Origin of the sequence: Streptomyces sp. NPDC046985 (genome assembly GCF_040644415.1) — a bacterium.
Taxonomy (GTDB): domain Bacteria; phylum Actinomycetota; class Actinomycetes; order Streptomycetales; family Streptomycetaceae; genus Streptomyces.
In genome coordinates, this window is record NZ_JBEYWK010000016.1 from 85754 (window position 1) to 111755 (window position 26002).

The window sequence follows — 26002 nt, forward strand, 5'->3', positions numbered from 1 at the left end:
TCTCAGCGTCGGACGGCGGTGCCGGGGGTGAGGCGCTCGCGGACGGCCTGCCTCCACTGCTCGTAAGGAGGGACGGCGCCGGACCGGTCGTCCCGGACGGCGCAGGCGTCCGCGAGGGAGGCCGCCGCCGCGACCGAGAGCCCCGTCAGGGCTTGCGCGGCGACGTCGGTGTGCGACGGGACGTGCCCGGCCAGCACCCGGGCCCGGACGGCGAACACCGCGCCCTGGCCCAGTTCCGCGGCGTGCTGACCGGCGTCGCGGCGCAGCGCCGCCAGGGCCTCGCCGCCGCATCCCCCGGCGAAGGCGGCGGCGAGCCCCACGCCGCTCCACAGATCGGCGTGACGGCGGGCGGCGAACGCCCGGACGGCGGCGTCGACCCGGTCGGGCCGGGCGCCGTGGATGAACCACAGGGCCCGGCCGATGCCCTGGTCGACCGCCCGCGGGAAGTACGCGGGCGCGTCCAGCCACGGGTACGGCTCGGGAACGCGCTGTTCCTCCACCCAGCGGCGGGTGTGGAAGTAGGCGAGGTCGAAGCCGTAGCCGTCCACGGCCAGCCAGCTCATCACCGGGTGGTAGGGAGAGCCGTCGAGGTCGGGCAGCACCTTCTTCCACAGCACGCGCGGCAGCCGGGCCATGGCGAAACCGACGCCGATGTAGGCGAGCAGCAGATGGGGACGCCCCGGTCCGCGGAGCAGGTCGTGGGTGCGCCGGCCCCGGCCCATGGCGTCCAGGACGGTGAACGCCATCGTCGCGCCCTCGTAGGCGAAGCCGCGGTGCTTGACGTCGACGAGGTCCAGCCGGCGTTCGATCTCCCACAGACTGCGGCTCTCCATGCCCCACTCGAACCCGCAGACCACCGCCTGCGGGATCGCCTCCAGGCGGGCGGCGGTCCCGTCGTCGGGCGCCGGCGGGAATCCACGCCGGGCGAAGGACACCTCGTGCAACTGCGGTGCGAGCAGCAGTCGGCGGAGCGATCCCAGTGGCGTCGCCACGTTTCCTCCCGGTGACTCGGCGGCCGACCCATCGTGGTCCGCCGTGTTCGCACGCGGCCACTCGCAGATTGCGGGGACCGGGCCGACGGCACGCCGCGAGAAGCGCGATCCGCGGCCCCCGGCACAGACTGGGTCGAACCGTCATCCGACCGAAGGGCGTACGCATGCCAGCGCAACGCGACGTCGTCGCTGATCTGACCGAAGAGGGAAACGCAGTCGAGGATCTGGTGGCCGGACTCGACGACGACGGGTGGAAGACGCCGACGCCCGCCGAAGGCTGGACGATCGGCCACCAGATCGGCCATCTGACCATGGTCTTCGGCATGGCCGAGAAGGCGGCCGCCGATCCGGACGCCTTCAGGGCGTTCCTGGGCTCTCTCCCCGCCTCCTTCGACGAGGCGGTGAACCAGGGGCTGCGGCCCTACCTGAACCGGGACGCCGCCGCACTGCTGGACGCCTGGCGCACCCAGCGGGCGGCCACCGAGCGGGCGTTGCTCGCCGTCCCCCCGGGGCAGATCGTGCCCTGGTTGGTCCGGCCCATTCCGGCGAAGGTGCTCGCGGCGGCCGGCATGATGGAACTCTTCGGCCACGGACAGGACATCGCGGACGCCCTCGGCACGTCACGCCGGTTCACCGACCGTGTGCTGCACGTCGCCGAATTCACCGTGCTGACCTGGGAGTTCGGCTACCAGTCGCGGGGTCTCCCGGTACCGGCCCGCGGCTTCCGGTTCGAACTGACCGCGCCGTCGGGCGCGTCGTGGCGACTGGGCGACCCGGAGGCCGAACAGTCGGTCACGGGACCGGCCGTGGACCTCTGTCTGCTGGCGACGCGTCGCCGCCACCGGGACGATCTGGCGCTCACGGCCTCGGGCGCCGACGCCGATCACTGGCTCGACGTCGCGCAGGCGTACAGGGGTTCGGCCGGACCGGGCCGCAAGCCCGGTCAGTTCACCGCCGCCGCCCGTCAGTGAGCGGTCGGCCGCCGGACCGGTCCCGCCCTCCGGCCGGCCTCGGCCGGAGGGCGGGACCGCTGTCCCGCCCTCGTCCCGCGCCCGCTCCGGACGTCACGGGTCCGGATGTCACGGGTCCGGACGTCATGAGTCCGGATGTCACGAGCGCGATCCCTCGACGCACAGCGGGGCCTCCGGGAGCGCCGGGGCGGAGAAGACCGGAAGGACGGCGACGCCGTCGACGGCCGCCCTTTCGGTGAGTCGCCAGAAATCCCGCTCGGACGTGCGGTCCGCCGACATGATCACCACGATTCCGGAGCCCTGGGCGGCCATCCGCTCGGCGACCATCCCGGCTATCGCCAACTGGGCGTCGGCCTCCTCGTCCGCGACGGCCACGACGGCGACGTCGATGCCACCGGTCCACTCCGCCAACTCAGCCGTGTACTCTTCCAGTTCATTCTGGTCGAGCAGGTCCACGAGAGCGGACTGAGCCACCCCGCCGGCGTCGTTCACACGACGCGCCTCCGTCTCCGCCCGGTCCTGGGAGGAGTCCGCGAGGAACACCAGCGCGCGCTGGCCGGAAAACGCCCGGACCACCGCGGCGCTGTGCGCGGCCGCGGCGCCGTAGACAACCATGGTCTTTCCCTCAAGAAGCACGTAGAAATCCCCATCCGCACCCTGCAGCCACCGCCTCTTAGCGGGGAGCGGTCGCCATCTTCCCACATAGGCCGGGGTGCCTTGTGTCTTTTCAGAGGACTCGACTTGGGACTTGACGTGGCTGAAACCCGCTTTCTCGGGGCGCCGGAAAAAGCCAAGGCTGTCGGACTTATCGGCTCCGCAAGGCGGAAGATGCTGGCTACATATGGAGCTGGCATCGTCTAGTGGGGGCACGCCTGCATGGGCACGGCAGGCCGGAGTCGCAGTGCAGGAGAGAACACGTCAGCCACCACTGTGAATCGAGGATCCGTTGCAAGCTCGGACCGAGCAGGCGATATTACGCGCCATCGACCTCATGCAGAGGAATTTGGGCGAGCGGCTCACTCTGGATGACCTGGCCGACGCGGCGATGTTTAGCAAGTACCATTTCTCCCGCACTTTCCTGCGTGCGACCGGCGTACCTCCCGGCAGATTCCTCTCGGCCTTACGTCTGGAAAAAGCCAAGGAGCTGCTGCTGACCACCGACTGGAACGTCGTCGACATCGGCACGGCCGTCGGATACAACAGCGTCGGCACGTTCAGCACCCGGTTCAGCCGCAGCGTCGGGCTGTCCCCGACGAACTACCGGCGGTTCCGCGGGTTCGCGCCTCACCTCCCCGACGCCGAGCCCTGGGGATACGCGTCCCGCGGCCTGCGGATCCGCGGCACGGTGTCGCTCTCCCCGCACGAGGAGCCGCGCGGCGTGTTCGTCGGGCTGTTCCCCGGTCCCATCCCCGAGGGCAGTCCGCTGGCCGGCACGCTCATCCCCGGCCCCGGCCCGTACGAGCTGGTCACCGCCGACGCCGTCTCCGGCCATCTCGCGGCGTTCTCGCTGCCGGCCGCGGAGGAGAAGAGTCACGCGCTCGCCGACGCGGGGGCGTGGCGCGTCTGCGGCCGGCAGTTCACGACGCACGGGCCGGGAACGGGCGAGGCCGTCGCCCACCTGACGCTCGCTCCGCGCAGCCGCCTCGACCTGCCGGTCCTCATGGCGGCGCCGCGCTGCTCCATGCCGTTCGGCGCGGTGTCCCCGGCGCACCGCAGATGTGTGCCCGCCTGAGCCGGGACCCGGGCCCCGCGCCGCCGGCCGGCGCGGGGCCCGGCGCGCTGCCGGGCGGCGCTCCGCTCGCCCGCGCCGGCCGTCCTCCCGCCGCTCGCGAGGACGGCGCGGTCTGCCCGGCCGCCCGTCGCCCGCCCGCCCGCCGCCGCGCGTGCGCGCCCGCGCGCGCTGACGCCCCTGGACGAGGTCCTTCTTCTGTCCCGCCGCCGCGTGTGCGCGTCCGTGCGGCGGCGGGCGCACGGTGCGAGGAGACCCCGGCTCGACGACGGCGGCTGAAGCCGCCGCACCGTCGGCCGGGGTCTCCTCGTACGCGCCGCGGCTCCAGGGCTCTCGCGAGGCCGTGCACCCCGGCCCGTGCGGGGGCGAGCGGGCAGACTGTGCCAGCGTGAGCGGGCAGGCCGTGCCGGAATGAGCGCGCGGCCCGTGCCGCTACCCGGTCACCGCACCAACTGGGCCGCCCTGGGCGCGGTGCGCTCCAGCCACCAGTGGGCGATCACCAGGTTGATCACCCAACTGCCCCAGTTCGACAGCTCCAGGATGAACCCGAGGCCGACGTGGACTCCCGGATAGGTCTGAAGCAGTTCGGACAGCACCCGGCCCCAGGTGGTGCCGAGGGAGATCGCGAAGCTGTAGACCATCCAGCGGCGGTGGTCGACATAACGCCGCGCGCGTGCGGCCCGGAGTCCGATCAGAGTGGTGGCGATCCACAGCACACCGGTGAGCGCCAGGCCGAACTCACCGAACGGGGCGGTGTCGTAGGGCAGCAGGACGAAGGCCAGCGCCGTCGACGGAAGGACCGCGGCGAAGACGTAGACCCGGCCGCTGACCCGGTGCACCCGCGGGTGGTGGCGGCGTATCCAGGGCAGCAGTTGGAGGAAGACCGTCACCAGCGCGAGGTTGCCGAAGAGGACGTGCGCGACCAGGACGGTGAAGTGCGCGGGGAAGCCCGGATCGAGCGGAATCCGGGACCGCTTCGGGTCGCCGGACAGATAACGGGGCAACGCGTACAGGAGATTGAACACCACCACGACGCCGAGGCCCGCCAGCCATGGACTCTGCCACCAGAGCGGGCCCCCGCCGCTCGCCGGCCGGGTCCTCGGTTCCCGGGGTCCCGCTCCGGCCGCCGGGGCGCCGGTCCCCTCCGCGTGCTGTGTCACTGTGCTACCTCGACTTCCTTGTGGACGGGGGGCAGTGCGCGGTTCACGGACAGCACCGTCAGTGGTGGAACTCACCGGCGTTGACGTCCAGGCAGTGGCCGGTGACGGCGCGGGACATGTCGGAGACGAGGAAGAGCACCGCGTCCGCGACCTCGTTCGGCTCGGGCAGCCGGCCCAGGTCCAGGGTCGCCGCCACCTCGTCGTAGAGGTCCTGCGCGGTGCCGCCCCGCTGCTTCGCCATCTGGCCGAAGCCCTCGCGCAGGGCGTCCGCCCAGATGTAGCCCGGCGCCACGGAGTTCACCCGGACGCCCCGGGCGCCGAGTTCGGTGGCCAGGCTCTGGGCGAGCGACAGCAGAGCGGCCTTGCTCATCTTGTACGCGCCGAAGGGCTGCTTGGAGTGGCGCAGCACGGCGGAGTTGATCATCACGACCGATCCGCGGTTCTCCGCCAGCTCCGGCGCGAAGAGCCGGGTGAGCCGCAGCGCGGCGTACACGTTGGTCTCGAATCCGCTGCGCACGTCCGCCAGGTCGACCTCGGTGAGACCGACCAACGGGGGCACGGCGAAAGCGTTGTTGACGAGGGCGTCGACCCGGCCGAAGGCGTCCGAGACGGCCTTCACCAGGGCGGCGGCCGACGCGTCGTCGGTGATGTCGGTCGGCACGGCGAGAGCCCGCCGCCCGGTCCGCTCCACCTCGGCGGCGATCTCGGTCAGACGGGACTCGGTCCGGGCGGCGAGCACGACGTCGGCCCCGGACCGCGCCGCGCCCAGGGCGATGGCGCGCCCCAGGCCCGGTCCGACCCCTGACACGACGACGACCTTGTTCTCCAGCACGTGGACCTCCAGTAGGGGATTCAGTCGTCGGGGAGTTCGATGGACAGCCGGTGGCGGAAGACGTCGCGGGGGTCGTACCGCCGCTTGACGTGCTGGAGCCGGGAGTAGTTGTCGCCGTAGTAGATCCGCTGCCAGGGCACGCCGGAGGTGTTCCAGGCCGGATCGGCCAGGTCGACGTCGGGGTAGCCGATGTACGCCCCGTCGTTGACCTCGTCCGGGACGGGGACCCCTCCGCTGCGCGCGTACACGTCGCGGTAGAAACGGCGCATCCACGCGAGGGCGGCCTCGTCCTCCTCCTCGGAGAGCCAGACGCCGGCGCTGTAGACGACCTTGAGGATCGAGTCCCGCTGGGCCGTGGCCGTCGCCTCCGGAAGGACGGTGTTGACCTTGCCGCCGTACCCGGCGACGACGACGCAGCTCGTCGGGTTGCTCTGCGCGGGATCGGTCAAGTAGCGATAGACGACCTGCCGTTGGTACGCGGTGAGACCCTTGCGGAAGTTGCCCGACTTGTCCTTGTACCGGCCCTTGGGATCGCTGGGGAAGCTGTACGAGGGCAGCCACGAGCTGAACCAGGGGACGACCTCCGCCGTGTGCGTCACGGGGTCGACCCCGACGTCCTTGGCGACCTGGGCGAAGTGCTCGGCGAAGACGCGCTCGGCGTCCGGCCCGTCATGGTCGATCACCGCCGTCATCCCGAACACGCCGGACGAGCGGTGGGTGGCGATCAGGTTGCTCCACAGTCCCGCCGACGGCGCCCCGGCGTCGTCGTTGCGCTCGTACCAGGAGCAGTAGTTGCGCAGCAGGGTGTCGAAGGCGCTCTCGGTCATGCCGTCCCAGGGCCACATGACGACCCGCTTGAACACCCGGGCCGGCGCCCGGGGCAGCAGCGCGCCGGGGTCGTCGGAGTCGGCGCCCGGCGACCGCAGCCAGTACCGGGTCACCACGCCGAAGTTGCCGCCGCCGCCCCCGGTGTGCGCCCACCACAGCTCGCGGTGCGGATCGTCGGGGTGGGCGGTGGCCACCACGGCGCGGGCCTCGCCGTACTCGTCGACCACGACCACTTCGACGGCGTGCAGATGGTCGACGACGAGGCCGTCGCGGCGGGAGAGGTGGCCGTAGCCGCCGCCCAGGATGTGCCCGCCGACGCCGACCTCGAAGCACGTGCCGCCGGGAACGGTCACGCCCCACCGCTTGAACAGGGTGGCGTAGACCTGCCCGAGCGTGGCGCCCGCCCCGACCTCGATGGCGCGGCGGCGCCGGTCGTACCGGATGCCGTCGAGCTGGGACAGGTCCAGCAGCACGGCGATCTCCGGTGAGGCGGTGAAGTCCTCGAAGCAGTGCCCGCCGCTTCGGACGGCGATCCGCTCGCCCGCCGCCACCGCGCGCCCGACCGCCGCCACCACCTCGTCGGTTCCGGTGGGCAGGCACACCCGCTCGGGACGGCCGGTGAAGCGGTGGTTGTAGCTCTGCACCAGGTTCTCGTAGCGGGCGTCCCCCGGCTCGATCGCCAGCAGGGACGTCGGTTCGACGGCCGCGTTCGTCATGCTTGTCCGTGCCTCTCTGTGTCCGGCGCCGCAGCAGACGGTCGCATGGGGGCGCCGCGGCTCACATCTCGCGGATTGCGAAGCTTCTCGCCCGGCGCCCCTGGCGGGCCGAGGCGGGGGGCCGGGCCGCGGGTCAGGGTTCGCGGCGCCCGGCCGGCGGGCGGGCCAGTGCCGCGGCGTCCGCGCGCACCCGCCCGCCGAGGCGAGGCCGTTGACCGGCGTCCGAGTACCGCCTCGCCGTGACGCCGCTGGTGCGGCGCAGCACGGTCATGCTGTTCTGCCGCAGTTTGTGGCTCTCCAGCAGGCTCAGCACCTCGAACTCACCCGGGCGCAGCCGCTGGCTCTCGGCGATGTACTCGAGGATCGCCTCCCCTTCCGGGTAGGTCATCAGGTAGTGCATGACGACGATGCCGCCGTCGGGATCGATCAGGTCCCAGCAGTGCTCGAAGAACCAGAGGCAGTCCCAGGCGTCCACCCAGGCGAAGTCCACGGGCCGGAAGTCGCCGGGCAGGCGGTCGACGGCACTGCGCATGTCCGCGTTGACCACGGTGACCCAGCGGTCCAGGCCGAGTTCGGCCAGCACCCGGTTCACCTGCGGGGCGGAGGAGGCGGCGTCGGAGAGGTCGTCGACGGCGACCAGCCGGGGCCGGAAGGGCTCGCGGTACGAGGACGGGACCAGCAGGGCGGGCTCGCTCTCCAGCCACTCCTCGTCCAGTTCCCTGCCGTCCGCGAGATACGGCCGCGTCTTGCGGGCGAGTCCCACGGCCTCGGCCTCGGCCAGTCCCTCGGTCTCGGCGAGCGCGCGCGCCAGGTACGGCGTGGTGTGGCCCATGCCGATCTCCAGCACCCGCCGGGGCCGGACGAGGTGGATCAGCCCGGACAGCAGCGGCGCCACTGCCTCGGTCCCCATGCCCGGGACCCGCAGCCCTTCGACGGCGGCCCGGAACTCCTGGTCCCTCGGCGTCTCACCGCCCACTGCCGGTCCCCCTGCCCTGCTCGTACTCGACGGCCTGGTAGAGCGCCTTGATGTTGCCGCTGCCGAACGAGCGGGCCCCCATCCGTTCGATGATCTCCAGGAAGAGCGTGCCCTTGGGGTGCACGGACCGGGTGAAGATCTGGAAGAGCTGGCCGTCGTGGTCCTCGTCGATCAGGATGTTCAGGCGTTCCAGCTCTGCTGTGGAGTGCCTCAGCGGCGTCAGGCGCTCGGGCAGGATGCGGTAGTAGGCGGCCGGGGTGGGCAGGAAGTCCACTCCGCGGGAGGCGAGCGCGTCGACCGAGCGCACGGCGTCGTCCGCGGTGAAGGCGATGTGCTGCACACCGGGCCCGTCGTGGCTCTTGAGGAACTCGTCGAGATGACCGGTGGCCTTGTTCGGGTCCGGTGCGATCAGGGTGAAGGTGACCGCGCCGGACCGGCTCTGCACGACCTTCGTGATCATGGTCTGGGCGTCGACCTCGATCCGCTCGGTGAAGATCAGCTCGAAGTCCAGGGCCGTCCGGTAGAAGTCGACGGTCGCGTCCATCGCGCCCGGCTCGACGCAGACGGCGAAGTGGTCGATCGCCCCGAGGCCGCAGTCCGGTCCGGTCGCGGCGGTCTCTGCGGTCTCGGCGGTCTCGGCGGGCACCAGGCGGGCGAGCGCGTGGTCGTCGGCGCCGGCCGGACGGTGCACGAACGTGTGGGTGATGTCGCCGACGCCCCCGATGGTCGCGGTGACCAGTCCGCCGTGGTCGGCGGGCTCCGCCACCGGACGGGCGCCGCGGCGGACCGCCTCGGCGAAGGCGGCGCCCGCGTCCGGGACGCGCAACGCGATGTCGGCCACCCCGTCGCCGTGCCGCTCGACGTACTCCGCCCCGGGATGGGCGGCCGCCAGCGGCTGACTCAGCAGCAGCCGGATGTCACGGCTGCCCAGCGCTGCCGAGCGCGCCCCGGCCGAGCCCCCCGTCCCGCCGTCGGACCTGGCGTACACCGTCAGGCCGTACCCCCCGGTCAGCCACTCGGTGGCCTTCGCCAGGTCCGCGACGTAGAAGGCGACGTGGTCGACGGCCATGTCCGCGAAGGTCTCCGCGCTCCCGGCGGCCGCTTCCGCGCGTCCGCTCGTTCCTGCCTCTCCGCGTCCGCTCGTCCCCGCTTCCGCGCGTCCGCTCCTCCCCGCCTCCTCGGCGTCCCGTGTCCGCCGCACGAGGCTGCGGGGCCTCAAGTCCGTCCAGTGCTCCTTGACATAGGCCAGCGCCGTGGCGCGGTCGGCCGAGGGGAGGACGGCGGTCCACCCCGGCGGCGCCGACGTGGCGGCCGGCCAGAGCGAGTACTGGCCCTCGTCGTTGACCAGGACCGAGAGCACCGCGTGCTCGCTGTCGAAGGGGTCGGTCATCGGTGTTCTCCTTCCGTGCGACTCTCGTCAGGCGCCGTTCCGGCGGCCCCCAGGAGGCCGTCCAGCCCGAGCACCGTGGGCGTGTCGAAGAACTGAGTGATCGTCAGGTCCGTTCCGAACCGCGACCGGATGCGGCTGACCAGGCGCATCGCCGCCAGGGACTCCCCGCCCAGGTCGAAGAAGCTGTCGTCGGTCCCGACCTCGGGGGCCGCCAGTGCCTCCGCGAAGAGCGCGCACAGCTCCCGCTGGCGGTCGCTGGCCGGCGCCCGCCCGGCGGGGGAGCGGTCGGGGCCGGGGTCGGGCAGCGCCCGCCGGTCCAGCTTGCCGTTGGGGGTCAGCGGAAGGTACGGCACGGCCATCAGGGCGGCGGGCACCATGTAGTCCGGCAGCAGCTCCGCCAGGTGCGCGCGCACGGCGGCCGCCTCGACGTCCTCCCCCTGGGGCACGTAGTACCCCACGAGGCGCCGGTCCCCGGTCTCCGACTCCTTCGCGGCCACCGCGGCGTGGCTGACGCCCGGGAAGAGCGCCAGCGCCGCCTCCACCTCGGCCGGCTCGACCCGGAAACCCCTCACCTTGAGCTGCTCGTCGGCCCGGCCGACGTACTCGATCCGGCCCCGCCGGTCGCGGCGTACGAGGTCCCCGGTCCGGTACATCCGCTCGCCGGGGCCGCCGAAGGGATTCGCCACGAAGCGCTCGGACGTCAGCTCGGGCCTGTTGAGGTATCCGCGGGCCACACCGCGCCCCGCGATGTGCAGTGCGCCGACCTCGCCGGCCGGCACGGCCCGCAGCTCGGCGTCCAGGATGTGCAGGCGTACGCCGTCCATCGCCCGCCCCACCGGCACCGGCCCCTCGGGCGTGAACGGGGCGGTCATCGGCGAGTGGGTGCTGAACAGCGTCGCCTCGGTCGCGCCGTACATGGCGCGCACCACCAGGCCCGGGTTCCGCGCCAGCACCCGCTGGACGGCTGTGGGCGCGATGACGTCGCCGCCGGTGAGCACTTCACGCACACCGGCGAGGCACTGGGGGGCCTCCTCGGCCAGCACCCGGAACAGGCCGGCGGTCAGATGGACGCCGGTGATCCGCTCCTCGACGATCAGCCGGTGGATGCGGGCCACGTCCAGGTCGCCCGCCGGGGGCGCCACGAGCCGCCCGCCGTGGGTGAGGGGGACCCACAACTCGTAGGTGGAGACGTTGAAGGCGTACGGCGCCAGCATCAGCACCCGCTCGTGCCGGCCGCCCTCCCAGATCGCGTCGCGGGCCAGGCCCACCGCGTCCCGGTGCGCGACGGCGACCCCCTTGGGAACGCCCGTCGAGCCCGAGGTGTGGATCACATAGGCCAGGTGCTCCGGGTCGACGGGCACGCCGGGGTCGCTGTCCGGGTACCCGGCGAGTCCCTTCTCGCCCTGGACGGTGACGACGGCCGCCACCTCGGGCAGCTCGCGTTCCCGGGTCGCCGGGTCCGTCAGCAGGACCGGCACGGCGCAGTGCCCGACGATCTGCCGCATGCGCGCCGCCGGGTAGGCGCTGTGCAGCGGGAGGTAGCATCCACCGGCCTTGAGCACCGCCAGGAGGGCCGCCACCAGGTCCACGGACCGCTCCATCAGCACCGCGACGGGCGTCTCGGCGCGCACCCCCAGCTCCGCCAGTCTGTGGGCGAGCCGGTTCGCGCGGGCGTCCAGCTCCCGGTAGGTCAGACGGTCCTCGCCGCAGGAGACCGCGATCACGTCCGGTGTCCTGAGCGCCTGTTCGGCGAAACTCCCGTGCAGGGAGAGGGAAGCCATGGTCTTCTCCGATGTGTCGGGTCAGCTCTCGAAGAGCCGGTGCACGGACTGCCGCAGGCCGGTGAAGGACGAGAGGTCCGGAACCGTCCAGCCGCCGAGGTCGTACTCCGCCAGGCACTCGTCGACCATCGCCTTGCAGGAGTCCATCTCTCCGTCGGCGAGCTGCGAGAAGAGCAGCTCGACCCGCGTGTTCTCGTGGTTTCCGGCGTAGTTGCGCTCGTACAGCTCGTGCCGCCCGCCGAACTCGCTGCCCACGGCGTCCCACAGCAGTTTCATCAGCTTGACCCGCTCGACCGCGTCGACGCCGCCCGACCCCCGGACGTACTTGTCCAGGTACGGCCGGATCGCCGGATTGCCGAAGTCCTGGGCGCCGGAGTTGACGTAGATCAGCCCGCTGGCCACGTCCTGGAGCACGATCTCCCGGATCCGCGGGTATCCGATCTGCATGAACCAGCGGTAGGCGAGGCCGTAGCGCGGGTTGGGCAGCACGGCGCCGTTCCGCCAGGCGACCGGGTTGCGGGCGGCGGCGTCGGACAGGCCCCAGAAGAGGTTGCGCCAGGCCAGCACCTCGCCCAGCCGGCTCTGCACACCGCGGAAGTCGCTCGTCCCGGTGATCTCCAGGGCCTTGGCCAGCAGCCCGGCGATGAACTCCAGCTTTACGGCGAGCCGGGTGCAGCCGTGGAAGGTGAACCGCTCGACGAAGCCCGACTGGCCGGTGAACATGCGTATCTTCTCGGGCTGTCCGTAGACGAAGACGTTCTCCCAGGGCACGAGCACCTTGTCGAGCACCAGGATCGTGTCGTTCTCGTCCAGCCGGGAGGAGAGCGGGTAGTCGAACGGGCTGCCCATCGCCGCGGCCGTCGCCGTGTAGGACGGACGGCAGATCAACTTGACCCCGGGGGCGTGCATCGGGATGGTGGCGACCAGCGCGAACCTGCGGTCCTTGATCGGCAGCCCGTAGTGGGCGATGAAGTTGTAGTGCGTCAGCGCCGACCCGGTCGCCACGACCTTCGCGCCGGAGACCACCAGGCCGGCGTCCGTCTCCTTCTCCGCGTGCACGAAGACGTCGGCCACCTGGTCCGGCGGCAGACCGCGGTCGACCGGCGGGTGCACGATCGCGTGGTTCCAGTACAGGACCTTCTCCTGCGACTCGGCGTACCAGCGCCGGGCGTTGTCCGCGAACGGCTCGTAGAAATCGGCGTTCGCGCCGAGCGTGCCGAGGAACGACGCCTTGTAGTCGGGACTGCGGCCCATCCATCCGTAGGTCAGGCGCGCCCAGGCGGCGATGGCCCGCTGGGCGCCGACCAGGTCCTCGGGGCCGCGCGGCGTGGTGAAGAACCGGTGCGTGTAGCCGCCGCTCCCGGTGTCCGTCGGCGCCGTCAGCACCGGCCTGTGCCGGGGGTCGTGCAGCGCGTCGTAGAGCCGGGCGACCATCCGGGCCGGGTTGTGGAACGCGGGATGCCGGGTGACGTCCTTGACGCGTTCTCCGTAGAGGTAGATCTCGCGGTCGTCCCGGAGGCTTTCCAGATATTCCTCTCCGGTCAGAGGACGGGTGGTGCGACCGGCCTCCTGGCCGGTGTTCCGGCCGTCCTCCATCTGTCGTCTCCCGTCGCCGCCGTTTCCAGGAACACACCAGAGCGTGGCGCCCGAACGGCGGTCGAGGTTCTTTCAGCATGCGCGTCCTTCCGCTGAGCCGCTGAAGTCCGGCAATTCCAGAGGTGCTTGCACACATGTGCCCGCACATCATGTGCGGCAGGGCCGTCCGGAACAGACCGCTGAGGAGACACCTGAATGAGGAACCGCATCGATATCGGCATCTGGGTGCCGCTCTATCCGTTCATGCCGTACTTCCTCGACCGGACACGGGAGTTGGCCGACAAGTTCACGTCCGCGCATCCGGAGTACCGGATCGAGGTCACCGGCGTGGACTGGCTGGGGCTTCCGCAGGCCGTGCACGACGCGGCCCTCCGGGGCGCCGCGCCGACCCTCGCGCAGTACTTCTACACCTCCGCCCAGGACGCCCGCGACGCCCAGGGGCCGGACGGGAAGCCGCTGTTCACCTCGGTGGAACGGGCGGTCGCGGGACGGACCGAGATCCTCGGCGAGCCGGTGGTGCTCGGGGACGTCACACCGGCGGCCAGCCGGTACTACACCTTCGACGGCGAGGTCGCGGCCATGCCGCCGCTCACCTCCACCACCCTCCTCTACGCCAACCTCGAACTGCTGGAGCGGGCCGGTGTCGAGGAGACACCGGGCACCTGGGCCGAGTTGGAGGCCGCCTGCCGGGCCGCCGTCGCCCTGGAGGACGGCCCGACCCACGGGATCTGCTGGCCCAACCACGGCTGGCTGTTCCAGCAGTCGGCGGCCCAGCAGGGCGCGCTGCTCGCGGACCACGACAACGGGCGCTCCGGCAGGGCCGAGACGACCTTCCTCGACTCGGACGCGATGCTGGCGTACTTCCAGTGGTGGCGGCGGATGCACCGGGATGGCCTGTATCTCTACCGCGGCCGGCCCACCACCGAACCGAGCGACTGGGACGCCAACTTCCAGGCGTTCGCGGACCAGAAGGTCGCCTTCACCATCACCACCTCGGTCGAGGCGGAACGGATGATCGGCGCCGGGCGCGAAGGCGGCTTCACGGTGCGGGCCTGCCGGATGCCCCACAACGGACAGGCGCCCTACGCCGGCAACGTGATCGGCGGGGACGCGCTGTGGCTGGCCGACGGCCTCGACCAGGAGACCCTGGACGGGGCGCTTGCCTTCATGCAGTACCTCAACGCCCCCCGGGCCGCCGCCGACCGCCATCGGGACACCGGCTTCATCGCGGTCACCGAGGGCGCGTTCGACCTGTTGGCGCGGGAGGGGTGGTTCGACGCCAACCCGCACTTCCGCACGGCCCTGGACCAGCTCGCCGCCAACGACGGCACCCCGGCCGCGCAGGGCGCGGTCCTCGGGGAGTTCGCCGCGATCCAACGGACCCTGACCCAGGCGATGCACGACGTCCTGGTCACCGACGTGGACGTGCGCGAGCGGCTCTCCCGGGCCAACGCCGAGGCCCAGCGGCTGCTGGACGACTACAACGCCGCCGTCCGGGGCCTGCGTCCCCGGGGACCGATCGCCGTCGGCTGAGCCAGCCGGAGGCCGCGGGGACGCGACGCGTTCCCGCGGCCTCCGCGCCCGCCACTCGCGCGGGCCGTCGCGACCGGTCCCGCCACGTGCGCGGGCCCTCGCGCCCGGACCCGCGCCGTGCGCGGGCCGTTACGCCCGGTGCTACGACGTGCGCGGCTCGTCCAGCCCCACCGGCGCGTCCGGTGCGGCGACGGCCTCGCCGAGCACCGCGCGGTACTCCTCCACCATCCCGGCCACCGAACTCATGTCGTACAGGTTGCTGTTGTACTGGACGCCTGCGACCACGTCGCCCGCCGGGTCGAGGTTGAGGGTCCACAGGGCGCCGTTCGGCACGTCCGAGCCCACCGGCTGGGAGTCCAGCCGGCGCCGTATCTCGGTGAACACGAGGTCGCCGATCTCCTCCCCGTCCAGCACGAAGGGGAACGGGAACACCTGGAACACGCAGGCGGCGCGGTCGTCCTCCGTCACCGGCCGCATCAACTCCGGTTCCTGCGCCAGGATGTGGACGAACGGGATGTCGTGCGAGTAGGCCGCCAGGCAGGTGGCCCGGACGCGGCTCACCACGTCCCGGAAGCTGCGGCATCCGGCCAGTTCGGTGCGCAGCGGCAGCAGGTTGAGGAACGGCCCGACCGTGTGCCGGAACTCGTCCTGGAGGCGCCCGGGGGAGAAGGTCGGCACCACTGTGTCGGTGCTCCCGGTGGTCCGCTGGATCATGAGCGCGAACGCCCCCATCAGCACCATGAACGGCGTGCAGCGCATCGACCTGGCCAGCTCCGCCGCTCGCGACACCACGGGGGCGTCGAGGGTGAACCGGTAGACCGCCGTGGACTCCGGCAGCCCCGCCGACTTCGGCCGGTCGGTGGGAACGGAGACGATCCGCGCGCCCGCCAGCCGCTCCCGCCAGAACGCGCGGGCGCGCGCGGCGTCGTCGCCGGCCGTGAACGCGCGCTGCCACGCGACGAAGTCGCGGTAGGGCGGGGCCGGCGGCGGCTCGGGCACGGCGTGGCCGCGCCGCGCGGCGTAGCACAGGGCCAGGTCGCGGACGATTCTCCGAACCGACCAGCCGTCGGCCGCGCTGTGGTGGACGATCAGGGCCAGCACCGCGTGCTCCTCGTCGAAGCGGACCAGCGTGGCCTTGATCAGGGGCAGCCGGTGCGCGCTGATCGTGCCGGACTCCACCTCCGTCAGCAGCGCCTGCGCGGCCCGCTCGCGGGCGCCGTCGTCGGCGGCGGACGCCTCCCGCACCTCCAGCCGCGCCCGCATCGGCGGCCGGACCTCCTGGTGCCATTCACCGGAGGCGCCCCGGACGACGACCGTGCGCAGCGCCTCGTGTCGCGCCACGACGTCGTCCAGCGCCTTTCGCAGGGTGTCCGGGTGCGCTTTCCCGCGCAGCCACCAGCCGTGGACGATGTGAAACCGCGGGCCGAACGGCCCCTCGTCATCACCCCTGTCATATCCGTAGAGGAATTCCTGATTGCAGGAAAGGGGAATCCTGTCGGCGGACGTGCCGACCGGTTTTCTGTCCTCAGCGCCCATGGGGACGGTGTCCTTCCGTCGAAGCGGCCGAACTCGTCGGGGAACCCTAGTCCCGCGCATTTCCGAGGGCTTCTTCCCGCATGCGGGCAATCTGGGAGATCCGCCGTCGGCCCCCGCCCGTCAGCATCGACGGACAGCCCATTCGCGTGCACGGCAGAACGGGTAAGGAGCTGCGCAGGAATGACGTCCGCCACGACTCGCGCCAGTGGACCGCCGACCGCGGCCGAACCGGACCTGACACCCGCAGAGGTCATCGCCAGGGCGGAGGCCCTCGCGCCGACGCTCGTGGACCGCCAGGCCGAGACCGAGCAGCGCACGTACTACGCCCCGGACACGCACGCGGCGTTCGCCGAGGCGGGCTTCTACCGGATCCTGGGGCCCCGGCGCTACGGCGGCCACGAGTTCGGCGTCGAGACCTTCCTCCGGGTCTCGCAGATCCTCGCCCGGGGCTGCCCCTCGACCGCGTGGATGTTCTGCCTCGGCGCCACGCACGCGCTGCCCGCCGCCGGTCTGTTCGGCGAACGCGCGCAGGCCGAACTCTTCGCCGCGGGCGACTTCATCTGCCCGGCGACCATCGTGCCGAGCGGCTCGGCCTCGCGGGCCCCGGACGGGAGCTGGGTGCTCAACGGCACCTGGAGATACTGCTCGGGCGCCCCCTACGCGACGCACTTCCTCGGCCACGTCCTCGTGCCCGGCGCGGAGGGCGAGGCGCCGGCGCCGATGCTCTTCGTCGCCCCGCGCGCCGAGTTCCGCCGACTGGACGACTGGGGCGGCCAACTGGGCCTCAAAGGCAGCGGATCGCACAGCATCGTGATCGAGAACGGCCGGATCCCGGAGCACTTCGCGCTCCCGGGCACGCATATGAGCGAGGTCGACACCGCGCAGGGCACCCCCGGCAGCCGGCTGCACGGCAATCCGGAGTACGGCGGCGGCCCCCTCAGCTTCATGCTGCTGGAGGTCGCCTCGCTCGCCGTCGGGATGGCGCAAGGGGCCCTCGACGCCTACGAGGAGCTGATGCGCGCCCGCACCACCCTGCTGCCCCCGGTCGTCACCCGCGCCGAGGACCCGGACTACCAGTTCTGGTACGGCGAGGCGGCCGGTCTCGTCGCGACGGCGGAGGCCGCCCTGCACCACGCCGTCCAGCAGTGGAGCCGCCTGTGCGCCGACGGGCCGGGCGCCTTCACCCGGGAGCACGACCTGCGCCTGGCCACGGTCTGCCGCGAGGTCCTTCGGCTGTGCTGGAGCGCCGTGGAGGGGCAGCTCTTCCCCACGGCCGGCTCCAGCGCGGTCCGCGGCGGCGAGCGGATCGAACGGGTCTGGCGCGATCTGTCCACCCTGCACAGCCATGCCGGGGTCGGCGTCCTGCTGCGATCGGTCACCACCCGCGAGCTGGCCCGTGTCCGGTTCGGCGTCGCGTAGCGCCCTGGCGAAGGAGCACACCGTATGACCGGGACCGAGGCGCGGGCGGTGCGGATCGCGCGGCCCCCCGAGGCGGAATACGCCGCGGCGACCGCGGTGTTCAACCTCGCGGCGCCGGTGCGGCCGGCCGCGGCGGTCACCGTCCGCACCGCCGACGAGGTCCGGGCCGCCGTCCGCCGCGCACGCGCGGACCGGCTGTGGGTCAGGCCGCACACCAGCGGCCACGCCTCCTCCTCGGCCCGTCCCATGCACGGCTCGCTGCTGGTGCGCACCGAGCCGTCGGGACCGGTCGAGGTCGACGCGGCGGCACGCGTCGCCCGGGTTCCGGCGGGGACCCGCTGGGCGGCGGTCGTCGAGGCGGCCGCCGCACACGGACTGGCCGCCGCGCACGGCACGTCGCCGACGGTCGGGGTGGTCGGCTACCTGCTGCGCGGCGGCGTCAGCGTGTACGGCCGGCACACGGGACTGGCCGCCAACGCCCTGCGGGCCGTCGAACTCGTCACGGCGGACGGCCTCACCTGCCGGGCGGACGCCGCCGCGGACCCGGAGCTGTTCTGGGCGCTGCGCGGCGGCGGGGGCGGCTTCGGCGTCGTCACGGCGGTCGAGATCGGCCTGTTCCCGGCCGCCCGGGTGATCGCCGGCGCCGCCTTCTGGCCCGCGGCGCACGGCCGGGAGCTGACGGCGCGGTGGACGCGGTGGACCCGTGACGCGCCCGGGACCGTCACCACGGCGCTGCGGGTGATGAACCTGCCCGCCGTGCCAGGCATCCCGCCCGAGCTGACCGGAGGCCCGGTGCTGTGCCTGACGGGCACGGTGCTCAGCCCCGCCGAGGACGACCTGGGCGCCGCGCGGCTGCGCGCCGAGGACCTGCTCGCGCCCCTGCGCGCCGTCGCCGCGCCGCTTCTCGACACCTGGCGCGAGGGCGCGCCGACCGCGGTGCCCCAGGCGCACATGGATCCCACCGAACCGGTGCCGGTCCTCGGCGACCACCTGCTGCTCTCCCCGCTCGGCCCGGACGGCGCCGAGGTCTTCCTCCAGTTGCTCGGCGAGGGCTCGGGCTCGCCGCTGGTGAACGCCGAACTGCGGCAGCTCGGCGGCGCGTTGGCGGTCCCGGCGCCGGACGGCGGCGCGCTGAGCCGCCTCGACGCGGCCTTCGCCTTCACGGCCGGCGGCCTGGCCGTCGACCCCGCCGCGCGCGCGGCGATACAGGCGCACTGCGCCAAAGTCCGCTCGGCGCTGGCTCCTTGGGACACCGGATGGACCGCGCCCACGCTGGTCGAACGCCTCGACCAGCCTCAGCGGCATCTGCCGCCCGAGACGGTCGCGCGGGTGGACGGCGTGCGCCGCCGGATCGACCCGGACGGCCTCTTCCGGCACGACGTCACGCCGGGCAGCTCGGCCAGGTACTGAAATGCACCCTGCGTACTGAAGATCGCCCCGCGTACTGAAGACCACCCCGCGTACGGAAAAGCACCCCGCGCCGACGGCTCGATGTCGAACGGCGGGATTCGGCGCCGACATGCCTGTGAGAGGGGCCCACTTCGGGCGTCCGCGACGTCAGGAGCGCAGGCGTGAAGTACATGCTGGTTCTGCACATGGACCCCGACGCGTGGGACGCGCTGCCGGACGCGGTCCGCGAGGAGTTCGTGCAGGAGCACCGCGCCTTCCACAAGACCCTCTCGGAAGAAGGGGAACTGGTGGCCGCGCACACCCTGGCCCACGTCTCGCAGAGCACCGTGGTCCGTGTGGCGGACGGCGTCGCCTTCGTGTCCGAAGGCCCGCTGGTGCCTTCCCGGGTGCAGTTGTCCGGCTTCTACCTGATCGACTGCGAGACCGACGAACGCGCCCACGAGCTGGCCGCCCTCGTGCCGGAGGCCCGCATGGACGGGCTGGGCGTCGAGGTGCGGCCCGTGATGCTGCCGTCCGGCATCGAGATGTGAACCGGCGGGCGCGCGTGCGCGCGGCGGCGGAGCGTCACTCGCCCGGCTCGCTCAAGCGGTCCGCCCGCGACTCCAGGAAGCGCTTCTCGGGAAGGCTCGCCGTGCGCCGTGCGGCCTTCCGGTAGCTCTCGCACGCCGCCGCGCGGTCGCCGGCCATCTCCAGCAGGTGCGCGCGCACCGCGTGCAGCCGGTGGTGGTCGGCGACCCGGTCGTCCTCGTCGAGCGGGCTGAGCAGGGCGAGACCGGCCCGCGGGCCGTGCGCCATGGCCGCCGCCACCGCGTGGTTCAGCGTGACCATCGGGTTCGGGGACACCTGTTCGAGGAGGTGGTAGAGGATGACGATCTGCCGCCAGTCCGTCTCCTCGGCGCTGGGCGCCTCGGCGTGCACCGCGGCGATGGCCGCCTGCAACTGGTACAGGCCCGTCGGCCCGCGGGTGAGCGCGTCGGCGGTCAGCTCGACGCCCTCCTTGAGGGCGACGGCGTCCCACCGCGTACGGTCCTGTTCGGCGAGCGGGACCAGGTTCCCGCCCTCGTCGGTGCGCGCCGGCCGGCGGGCGTCGGTGAGCAGCATGAGCGCGAGCAGCCCCGTCACCTCCGGGGAGTCGGGCATGGCCCGGCGCAGCGCGCGCGTCAGCCGGATCGCCTCCCGCGTCAGCTCGACCTGGTGCAGGTTCGCCCCGGAGGTGCTGGTGTACCCCTCGTTGAAGATCAGGTAGAGCACGTGCAGGACCACGGCGAGACGCTGCGGCCGGTCCTCGGGCGGCGGCAGTTCGAAGGTCGCGCCGACCGCCCTGATGCGCTGCTTCGCCCGGCTGATGCGCTGCGCCATCGTCGCCTCGGGCACCAGGAAGGCGCCTGCCACCTGGCTGGTCGTCAGGCCGCCGCACGCCCGCAGGGTCAGCGCCAACTGGGACGAGGGGGAAAGGCTCGGATGGCAGCACAGGAAGAGCAGGATGAGGGAGTCGTCCTGGTCCGACGGCGGCAGTCCGGCCGGCGCCGGCGCCGGCTCGTCCGCCCGTGCCATGGCCGCCACGGTCGCCTCCCTGCGGCGGCGGGCGATGTCGCTGCGGGCGCGGTCGGTGAGCCGGCGGTGCGCGACCCTGGTCAGCCAGCCGAGCGGGTTGTCGGGGAGGCCGTCCTCGCGCCACTGCACGATCGCGTCGAGCAACGCGTCCTGGGTGGCGTCCTCGCACTCCTCGAACCGTCCGTAACGGCGCACCAGCGTGCCCACCACCTGCGGGATGAGGCTCCGCAGGTGGGCGACGACCTCGCTGTCGTCCTTCACCGGCAGCCCCGGCGGCGCCTGCGGGGTGAGGAGCGCGGGCGCGGTGCGACGCTCATGCGGACGCGGACCACCCTCTGTGTCGTGCGCGCCGCCGACGGACTCGGCAGCCGGTGCCGACACCGTACCGCAGGGCAGGGGGCCGCTCCCGTGCGACGACCGCGAGCGGGCCGCGGAGGTCAATGGCGGTATTCGCCGCAGTCGACGTCGAGACAGCGACCGGTCACGACGCGCGCCAGGTGCGAGGCGAGGAAGATCACCGCGTCCGCGGTCTCCTCCGTGTGCTGCTCACGGAGCCGCCGCACGCCGGACTGCGCGAGACCGGGATGGACGACGTGCGCCTCGGCATGGAGTCTGCCGAACGAGCCGAGCGCGGCGGCGGCGAGCGCCTCGGCGGCGGCCGGATCGGTGATGTCGGTCGGGACCGCGAGCGCGCGGCTTCCGGTGCTCTCGACGGCCTTCGCCACCTCGTCCAGGTACGCGGACGTCCGTGCCGCGAGCACCACGTCGGCCCCGGACTCGGCGCACCGGAGGGCGAGTGTCCGGCCCAGACCCGAGCCCACCCCCGACACGACGACCACCTCGTCCCCAAGCAGCTCCGGAGCCTTCACGCGCACCTCCTCTCGACCGCCGGGGCGGGTTCGCGCGAGGCGGCCCGGGGGCCTGACGGCCCCCGGGCGGGGTGTCACGCGGAGGCGTCCTCGCTGAAGACGATCGGCCGTACCTCGATGCCCAGGCCCTCGACCGCGGCGTCCGGGATCATCGCGGCGATCTCGTGGGCCCGGTCCCGGTCCTTGACCTCGATGACGTAGTAGCCGCCCACGACCTCCTTGGACTCGGCGTAGGGGCCGTCGGTCACCGCGGGGACTCCGCCGCGGACGCTGACGACGGAGGACTGGTCGGCCCCGCCCAGCGCCGCCGTGCCGACGAACTCGCCCGACTCCTTGATCTTGGTCATGAACTCGCCGTGGCCCTGGAAGACGGCGTTGCGCTCCTCCTCGGACAGGGCGTCCAGGACCTCGGCGTTCGGGTACATCATGATCAGGTACTTCACGGTGCTGCTCCTCACGGGCGTGCGAGGGACGTCCAAGGCGTCCCTTCGCCTCTTCGTCGGCGCCGACGCTCCGCTCTCGACATCGGCGCGGAAGTTTTTCACCGCCGCCGAGCGCCGGGCAACGCCGCGGGCCCGGGAACCTGCCGTCGCCTCCGGTCGCTCCCCGTCGCCCGCCGGCCCCCTGGCCCGGGTCAGTAGGTCACCACCGCCCGGAACCGGACGTCGCCTGCCGCCGTCCTCGACACCGCCTCGGCGACGTCCTCCTTGGCGAACACCTCGTGCACCGGGGTGACGGCTCCCCTCGCCACCAGGTCCAGAGCCTCGGTCAGATAGCGCAGGCCGTCGTGCGTGGCGCCGATGACCTGCTGGCGCATCGACCAGAACGCGGACGCCGGACCGACGGTGAACGAGTCGTTCGGGTCGATGGCGGCCAGGACGATCCGGCCCCCGGGCAGCAGCCCCTGGAGGGCGTCCGCGGCGGACCGGTAGGAGATGCCCGTCACCAGGACGACGTCGGCGCCGCCCGCCTCGCGCAGCTCGGTCCCGTTCGCGACGACGGCGCGGGCGCCGAGCCCGAGCGCCAGCTCGTGCTTGTCGGGCGAGCCGGTGATCGCCACCGTGTCGAATCCGCAGGCCCGCGAGTACTGGACGGCCATGTGCCCCAGCCCGCCGACGCCCAGCACGGCGACGCGTTCACCGGGCTGCGGCCGCGCCGCGCGCAGGGCGCTCCACGCGGTGTAGCCCGCGCACAGGACGGGAGCGGCCGTCGTGTAGTCCAGACCGTCCGGCAGCAGCACCGTGCTCGCCGCCTTGACGCACACGTACTCGGCGTGGCCGCCCTGGGTGTTCAGCCCGGTCATCACCGACTCGGCGCAGTTCATCCCCGACTGCCCGGTGAGCGGAAGGTTGCGCCGGCAGTAGCCGCACCGCCCGCAGGTCTCCTGCACCCAGGTCGTGCCCACCCGGTCCCCGACCCGCCGGCCCGTCACGCCGGGGCCCAGCGCCACGACCTCGCCGGCGGCCTCGTGCCCGGTGATCGCGGGGCTGAAGGACGGAAAGGGGAAGACGCCCTGCGCGGTCCACACGTCGTTGTGGCAGACGCCGCAGGCCCGCACCCGCACCAGGACCTCGCCCGGCCCTGGTTCGGGCGTCGGGACGTCACGGATCTCCCAGGGCGCCTTCGGCGCCGCGATGACGGCGGCCTTCATCCCCGGTCGTCCTTCGGCGCCAGGCGCACGGGCAGGCTCTCCACCCCGTTCATGATGAACGTGCTCTGCGGTTTGAGCTGCTCGGGGCGCACGGCCAGCGCCATCTCCGGGAAGCGCGCGAAGAGGGCGGGCAGCGCGATCCGCAGCTCGGCGCGGGCCAGCGGCATGCCGATGCAGCGGTAGACGCCGGACCCGAACGCGAGGTGGCTCTTGTCCTCCCGGGACAGCTCGAACCGGTCGGCGTCGGCGCCGTGCACCTCGGGGTCACGACCGGTGGCGGCAAACCCGATCAGCACCGGCTCGCCCCGCCGGACGGTCACGCCGCCGACCTCCACGTCCTCCGTGGCGAACCGGAACGGCAGGTGCGCCACCGGCGCCTCGGCGCGCAGCGTCTCCTCGATCACGTCGTCCCACCCGGCGTGTCCGGCCCGTACCCGCTCGTACTGCTCGGGGTGGGTCAGGAGGGCGAGGACCGCGTTGCCGATGAGGTTCATCACCGGTTCCGTGCCGGTCGCCAGCATCAGGTGCAGGGTGCCCACCAGCTCGGACGGGGTCAGCCTGCTTCCGTCCGTCTCCTGGGCGGCGACCAGGTCGCTGGTGAGGTCGTCGCCCGGCGTCCTGCGCTTGCGTTCGACGAAGTCGTGCATCTGCCGGTGCCAGCGTTCCACGTTCGCCGCCGCCTCCTCGGCGCCGGTGGTCGTGTCGACGTTCACCTCGCCGCCGCGCAGCAGGTCGGCGCGCTCCTCGGGCTCGACGCCGAAGAGGTCGCAGATGACCCGGGCCGGGAGGGGGTGGGCGAACCGCTTCTTGAGGTCCACCGCTTCGCCCGGCGCCGCGGCGGCCAGCTCGTCCAGCAGCTCCGCGGCGGCCTGTTCGATCACCGGGCGCATGGCCTCGACCCGGCGCGGGGTGAACGCCTTCGCCGTCAGCCGCCGCAGCCTGCTGTGGTCGGCGCCGTGCGCCGTGGTCAGGTTGTCCATCAGCACCCACCCGATGAGCGGGAAGTCCGCGCCGATCTCCCCGTCGACGAAGGCGGGCCAGTGCTTGCGGGGGTCCTTCGAGAACCGGGTGTCGCCCAGGACGCTCAGGGCGGCCTCGTAGCCGGTCACCGACCAGGCCCGCACCGAGCCGGGGAGTTCGATCCGGGACACGGGGCCGCGGCGGCGCAGCGCGGCGAGTTCGGCGTGGATGTCCGCGCCGGTGCGGTCGATGACGATCGGGGGTTGGTCTGTCACTAGGGCCTCCGGATGGGGGAGCGGGCCCCCGGCTGTCTACAGGTAGAGGGTGTTGGGCTCGAGGCCGCAGACGATGCGCCCGTACAGCTCGAAGTTGGTGTCGGGGTGCAGGATCGCGTGCAGGTTCAGCGTCTGCACGTCGCGTTCGATGCGCTGGATCGGGACGTCGGTGAACACCGAGGAGCCGCCGCTCGCGCCGTTGAGGACGTCCACGGCCTCCTTGGCGCGCACGCAGGTCGCGCCCAGGTCGAGCCGGACGCGGGCGCGCTCCTCCAGCGTCCACGGCGTGCCGTCCAGGGCGTGCGCGTCGATCAGGTCCGCGGCGCGCAGGGCGTGGAACTCGGCCTCGTCGATCCCGGTGACGGCCTTGGCCACCTGAAGGTGGGTGAGGGGCGCCTCGCTCTGGTTCTCGTAGGCGGTATAGGTGATCTTCCGGCCGGGCAGCCGCTCCAGGAAGGCGTCCTTCGCCGCCTTGGCCAGGCCGAGGGCCGGCGCGGAGATCGTGGCGCAGGCGGTGGGCATGAACGGGGCGTTGAAGACGGGGGAGTCGGCGTTCGCCCGGGAGCGGTGCACCCCTTGCAGGACCGGCCCCATCGGCAGCACGCGCGCCTCGGGCACGAACACGTCGCGGGCCACGGTGGAGACGCTCCCCGAGCCGCGCAGACCGGCCGTGTGCCAGTCGTCGACGATCTCCAGGTCCGCGGTCGGCACGGCTGCCATGACCGGCTGCGGACCGTCGGGGGACATCAATACCGCCGCGTTGGTGTCCCACGAGCTGTGCAGCACGCCGGAGTTGAATCCCCACTTGCCGTTGAGCAGCACACCGCCGTCGACCGGGACGGCGGTGGCGGTCGGGCTGAGGATCCCGGACACCCGGACGCCGGGCTGCGCGAACACCTCGTCCTGGACCTCGTCCGGGAACAGCCCGGCCATCCAGGTGCTGATCGCGAAGACCGACATGACCCAGGCGGTCGACCCGTCGCCCCGGCCCAGCTCGGCGATCACCTCGACCACCGTCCGCATGTCGCACTCGTAGCCGCCGTAGCGGGTGGGGACCCGCAGGTTCAGCAGCCCGGACTCGGTCAGCGCGTCGACGACCTCGTCCGGGAGGCGCCGGTTCTCCTCCTCCCAGAGGGCGTTCTTGCGCAGCAGCGGCGCCAGTTCCGACGCCCGGCCGACGAGTTCGCGACGGGACGGGATCTTGTGGGTCATCAGCTCTCCTCCGGTACGCGGCGGCCGGGTGATCGGCCTCGTCGAGGCTTGCACCGGACCGGGCCGCTTTCATCTCCGCGATTGCGGTGCGACGCGGGCGGTCGGCGGGCGCAATCGTGGAGATGCGACGCCGCGACGACGCGTGTGAGCCTGACCGACGTCAAGAGCCCGACCCGCTGGCGAAGGAGAGGCCATGCCTTCCACCCCGTCGTTGGACACCGACGAGACCGCGGCGCTGCGTGCCGTGCCGACGCGCATCGTCGAGGCGTGGGCACAGCACGACGCGGACCGGTTCGCGGAGACCTTCACCGAGCACGCGACGCTGATCCTGCCCGGCGACGTCTTCCTGACCAGCCGTGAGGAGATCCGGTCCTATATGAGCCGGGCCTTCACCGGCCCGCTCAAGGGGACCCGTGTGACCGGCGTGCCGCTGACGGTCAGGCCGCTCGCGGCCGATGTCGCCGCGGTCGTCACCAAGGGAGGAGTGCTGGCCCCCGGTGAGCGGGAGCCGAGCGGGGAGCGCGTGATCCGGGCCACCTGGATCCTGGTGCGGGAGGGGACCGACTGGCGCATCGCCTCCTACCAGAACACCCCGGTGGGCGCGGCGTGATC

The 26002-nt window shown here is 72.7% G+C and carries 23 protein-coding genes; 7 read left to right on the forward strand and 16 right to left on the reverse strand.

Going from position 1 to position 26002, the window contains the following annotated elements:
- Positions 1-2: 2 nt before the first annotated feature.
- The gene (locus ABZ861_RS21350) at positions 3-992 is read right to left on the reverse strand and encodes a DUF1702 family protein (protein WP_361632346.1); all 990 of its coding nucleotides are present in this window, start codon (positions 990-992) and stop codon (positions 3-5) included.
- Between the two features lie 164 nt (positions 993-1156).
- On the opposite strand from ABZ861_RS21350, the gene ABZ861_RS21355 reads away from it, so the two are divergent.
- Positions 1157-1963: a TIGR03084 family metal-binding protein gene (locus tag ABZ861_RS21355; RefSeq protein ID WP_361632348.1), complete on the forward strand. Its 807-nt coding sequence runs from the start codon at positions 1157-1159 to the stop codon at positions 1961-1963.
- A gap of 138 nt (positions 1964-2101) precedes the next feature.
- Here ABZ861_RS21355 and ABZ861_RS21360 read toward each other — a convergent pair whose 3' ends face one another.
- On the reverse strand, positions 2102-2578 hold the full coding sequence (locus ABZ861_RS21360) for a hypothetical protein (protein WP_361632350.1): 477 nt from the start codon (positions 2576-2578) through the stop codon (positions 2102-2104).
- Positions 2579-2954: 376 nt separating this feature from the next.
- Between ABZ861_RS21360 and ABZ861_RS21365 the strand changes: the two genes are divergently transcribed.
- Positions 2955-3695: a helix-turn-helix transcriptional regulator gene (locus ABZ861_RS21365; RefSeq protein WP_361632352.1), complete on the forward strand. Its 741-nt coding sequence runs from the start codon at positions 2955-2957 to the stop codon at positions 3693-3695.
- 437 nt (positions 3696-4132) lie between these two features.
- Here ABZ861_RS21365 and ABZ861_RS21370 read toward each other — a convergent pair whose 3' ends face one another.
- The 7 genes from ABZ861_RS21370 to ABZ861_RS21400 form a co-directional block, all read right to left on the reverse strand.
- A complete protein-coding gene (locus ABZ861_RS21370; RefSeq protein ID WP_361632354.1) occupies positions 4133-4852 on the reverse strand; it encodes a DUF2306 domain-containing protein in 720 nt (239 codons plus the stop codon).
- A gap of 58 nt (positions 4853-4910) precedes the next feature.
- Positions 4911-5684, reverse strand: coding sequence for an SDR family oxidoreductase (locus ABZ861_RS21375; protein ID WP_361632356.1), 774 nt, complete (start codon positions 5682-5684; stop codon positions 4911-4913).
- A 20-nt stretch (positions 5685-5704) separates the two neighbouring features.
- Entirely contained in the window at positions 5705-7228 is a 1524-nt protein-coding gene (locus ABZ861_RS21380; RefSeq protein WP_361632358.1) for an FAD-binding protein, read from the reverse strand.
- Between the two features lie 133 nt (positions 7229-7361).
- A complete protein-coding gene (locus ABZ861_RS21385; RefSeq protein ID WP_361632360.1) occupies positions 7362-8204 on the reverse strand; it encodes a class I SAM-dependent methyltransferase in 843 nt (280 codons plus the stop codon).
- Positions 8194-9594, reverse strand: a complete 1401-nt coding sequence (gene hppD, locus ABZ861_RS21390; protein WP_361632362.1) for a 4-hydroxyphenylpyruvate dioxygenase — start codon at positions 9592-9594, stop codon at positions 8194-8196. The genes ABZ861_RS21385 and hppD overlap by 11 nt, the downstream gene beginning before the upstream one ends.
- Positions 9591-11375 (reverse strand): non-ribosomal peptide synthetase, encoded by a 1785-nt coding sequence (locus ABZ861_RS21395; RefSeq protein WP_361632364.1) that lies wholly within the window; start codon positions 11373-11375, stop codon positions 9591-9593. The genes hppD and ABZ861_RS21395 overlap by 4 nt, the downstream gene beginning before the upstream one ends.
- 21 nt (positions 11376-11396) lie before the next feature.
- Positions 11397-12971: a 4-hydroxyphenylacetate 3-hydroxylase N-terminal domain-containing protein gene (locus ABZ861_RS21400; protein WP_361632366.1), complete on the reverse strand. Its 1575-nt coding sequence runs from the start codon at positions 12969-12971 to the stop codon at positions 11397-11399.
- Positions 12972-13166: 195 nt separating this feature from the next.
- Here ABZ861_RS21400 and ABZ861_RS21405 point away from each other — a divergent pair, with 195 nt between their 5' ends.
- The gene (locus ABZ861_RS21405) at positions 13167-14504 is read left to right on the forward strand and encodes an extracellular solute-binding protein (RefSeq protein WP_361632368.1); all 1338 of its coding nucleotides are present in this window, start codon (positions 13167-13169) and stop codon (positions 14502-14504) included.
- Positions 14505-14645: 141 nt separating this feature from the next.
- Here ABZ861_RS21405 and ABZ861_RS21410 read toward each other — a convergent pair whose 3' ends face one another.
- Positions 14646-16040: a condensation domain-containing protein gene (locus ABZ861_RS21410; RefSeq protein WP_361632370.1), complete on the reverse strand. Its 1395-nt coding sequence runs from the start codon at positions 16038-16040 to the stop codon at positions 14646-14648.
- A gap of 180 nt (positions 16041-16220) precedes the next feature.
- On the opposite strand from ABZ861_RS21410, the gene ABZ861_RS21415 reads away from it, so the two are divergent.
- The 3 genes from ABZ861_RS21415 (at position 16221) to ABZ861_RS21425 (ending at position 19399) form a co-directional block, all read left to right on the forward strand.
- A complete protein-coding gene (locus ABZ861_RS21415) occupies positions 16221-17459 on the forward strand; it encodes an acyl-CoA dehydrogenase family protein (protein WP_361632372.1) in 1239 nt (412 codons plus the stop codon).
- 24 nt (positions 17460-17483) lie between these two features.
- Complete coding sequence (locus ABZ861_RS21420; protein WP_361632374.1) at positions 17484-18869, forward strand: FAD-binding protein; 1386 nt, start codon at positions 17484-17486, stop codon at positions 18867-18869.
- 170 nt (positions 18870-19039) lie between these two features.
- Positions 19040-19399 (forward strand): YciI family protein, encoded by a 360-nt coding sequence (locus ABZ861_RS21425; protein WP_361632510.1) that lies wholly within the window; start codon positions 19040-19042, stop codon positions 19397-19399.
- 34 nt (positions 19400-19433) lie between these two features.
- On the opposite strand, the gene ABZ861_RS21430 is transcribed toward ABZ861_RS21425, so the two are convergent.
- The 6 genes from ABZ861_RS21430 to ABZ861_RS21455 form a co-directional block, all read right to left on the reverse strand.
- Positions 19434-20684, reverse strand: coding sequence for a DUF6596 domain-containing protein (locus ABZ861_RS21430; protein WP_361632512.1), 1251 nt, complete (start codon positions 20682-20684; stop codon positions 19434-19436).
- A gap of 176 nt (positions 20685-20860) precedes the next feature.
- Entirely contained in the window at positions 20861-21292 is a 432-nt protein-coding gene (locus ABZ861_RS21435) for an SDR family oxidoreductase (RefSeq protein ID WP_361632376.1), read from the reverse strand.
- Between the two features lie 74 nt (positions 21293-21366).
- A complete protein-coding gene (locus ABZ861_RS21440) occupies positions 21367-21735 on the reverse strand; it encodes a YciI family protein (RefSeq protein WP_361632378.1) in 369 nt (122 codons plus the stop codon).
- A gap of 191 nt (positions 21736-21926) precedes the next feature.
- On the reverse strand, positions 21927-22943 hold the full coding sequence (locus ABZ861_RS21445; RefSeq protein WP_361632380.1) for an alcohol dehydrogenase catalytic domain-containing protein: 1017 nt from the start codon (positions 22941-22943) through the stop codon (positions 21927-21929).
- Positions 22940-24178 carry a cytochrome P450 gene (locus tag ABZ861_RS21450; RefSeq protein ID WP_361632382.1) on the reverse strand — a complete coding sequence of 413 codons (1239 nt, stop codon included), beginning with the start codon at positions 24176-24178 and terminating at the stop codon, positions 22940-22942. The genes ABZ861_RS21445 and ABZ861_RS21450 overlap by 4 nt, the downstream gene beginning before the upstream one ends.
- Before the next feature lie 36 nt (positions 24179-24214).
- Entirely contained in the window at positions 24215-25390 is a 1176-nt protein-coding gene (locus ABZ861_RS21455) for an acyl-CoA dehydrogenase family protein (protein WP_361632384.1), read from the reverse strand.
- Positions 25391-25583: 193 nt separating this feature from the next.
- On the opposite strand from ABZ861_RS21455, the gene ABZ861_RS21460 reads away from it, so the two are divergent.
- On the forward strand, positions 25584-26000 hold the full coding sequence (locus tag ABZ861_RS21460) for an SgcJ/EcaC family oxidoreductase (protein ID WP_361632386.1): 417 nt from the start codon (positions 25584-25586) through the stop codon (positions 25998-26000).
- The last annotated feature ends 2 nt before the right edge of the window (positions 26001-26002 follow it).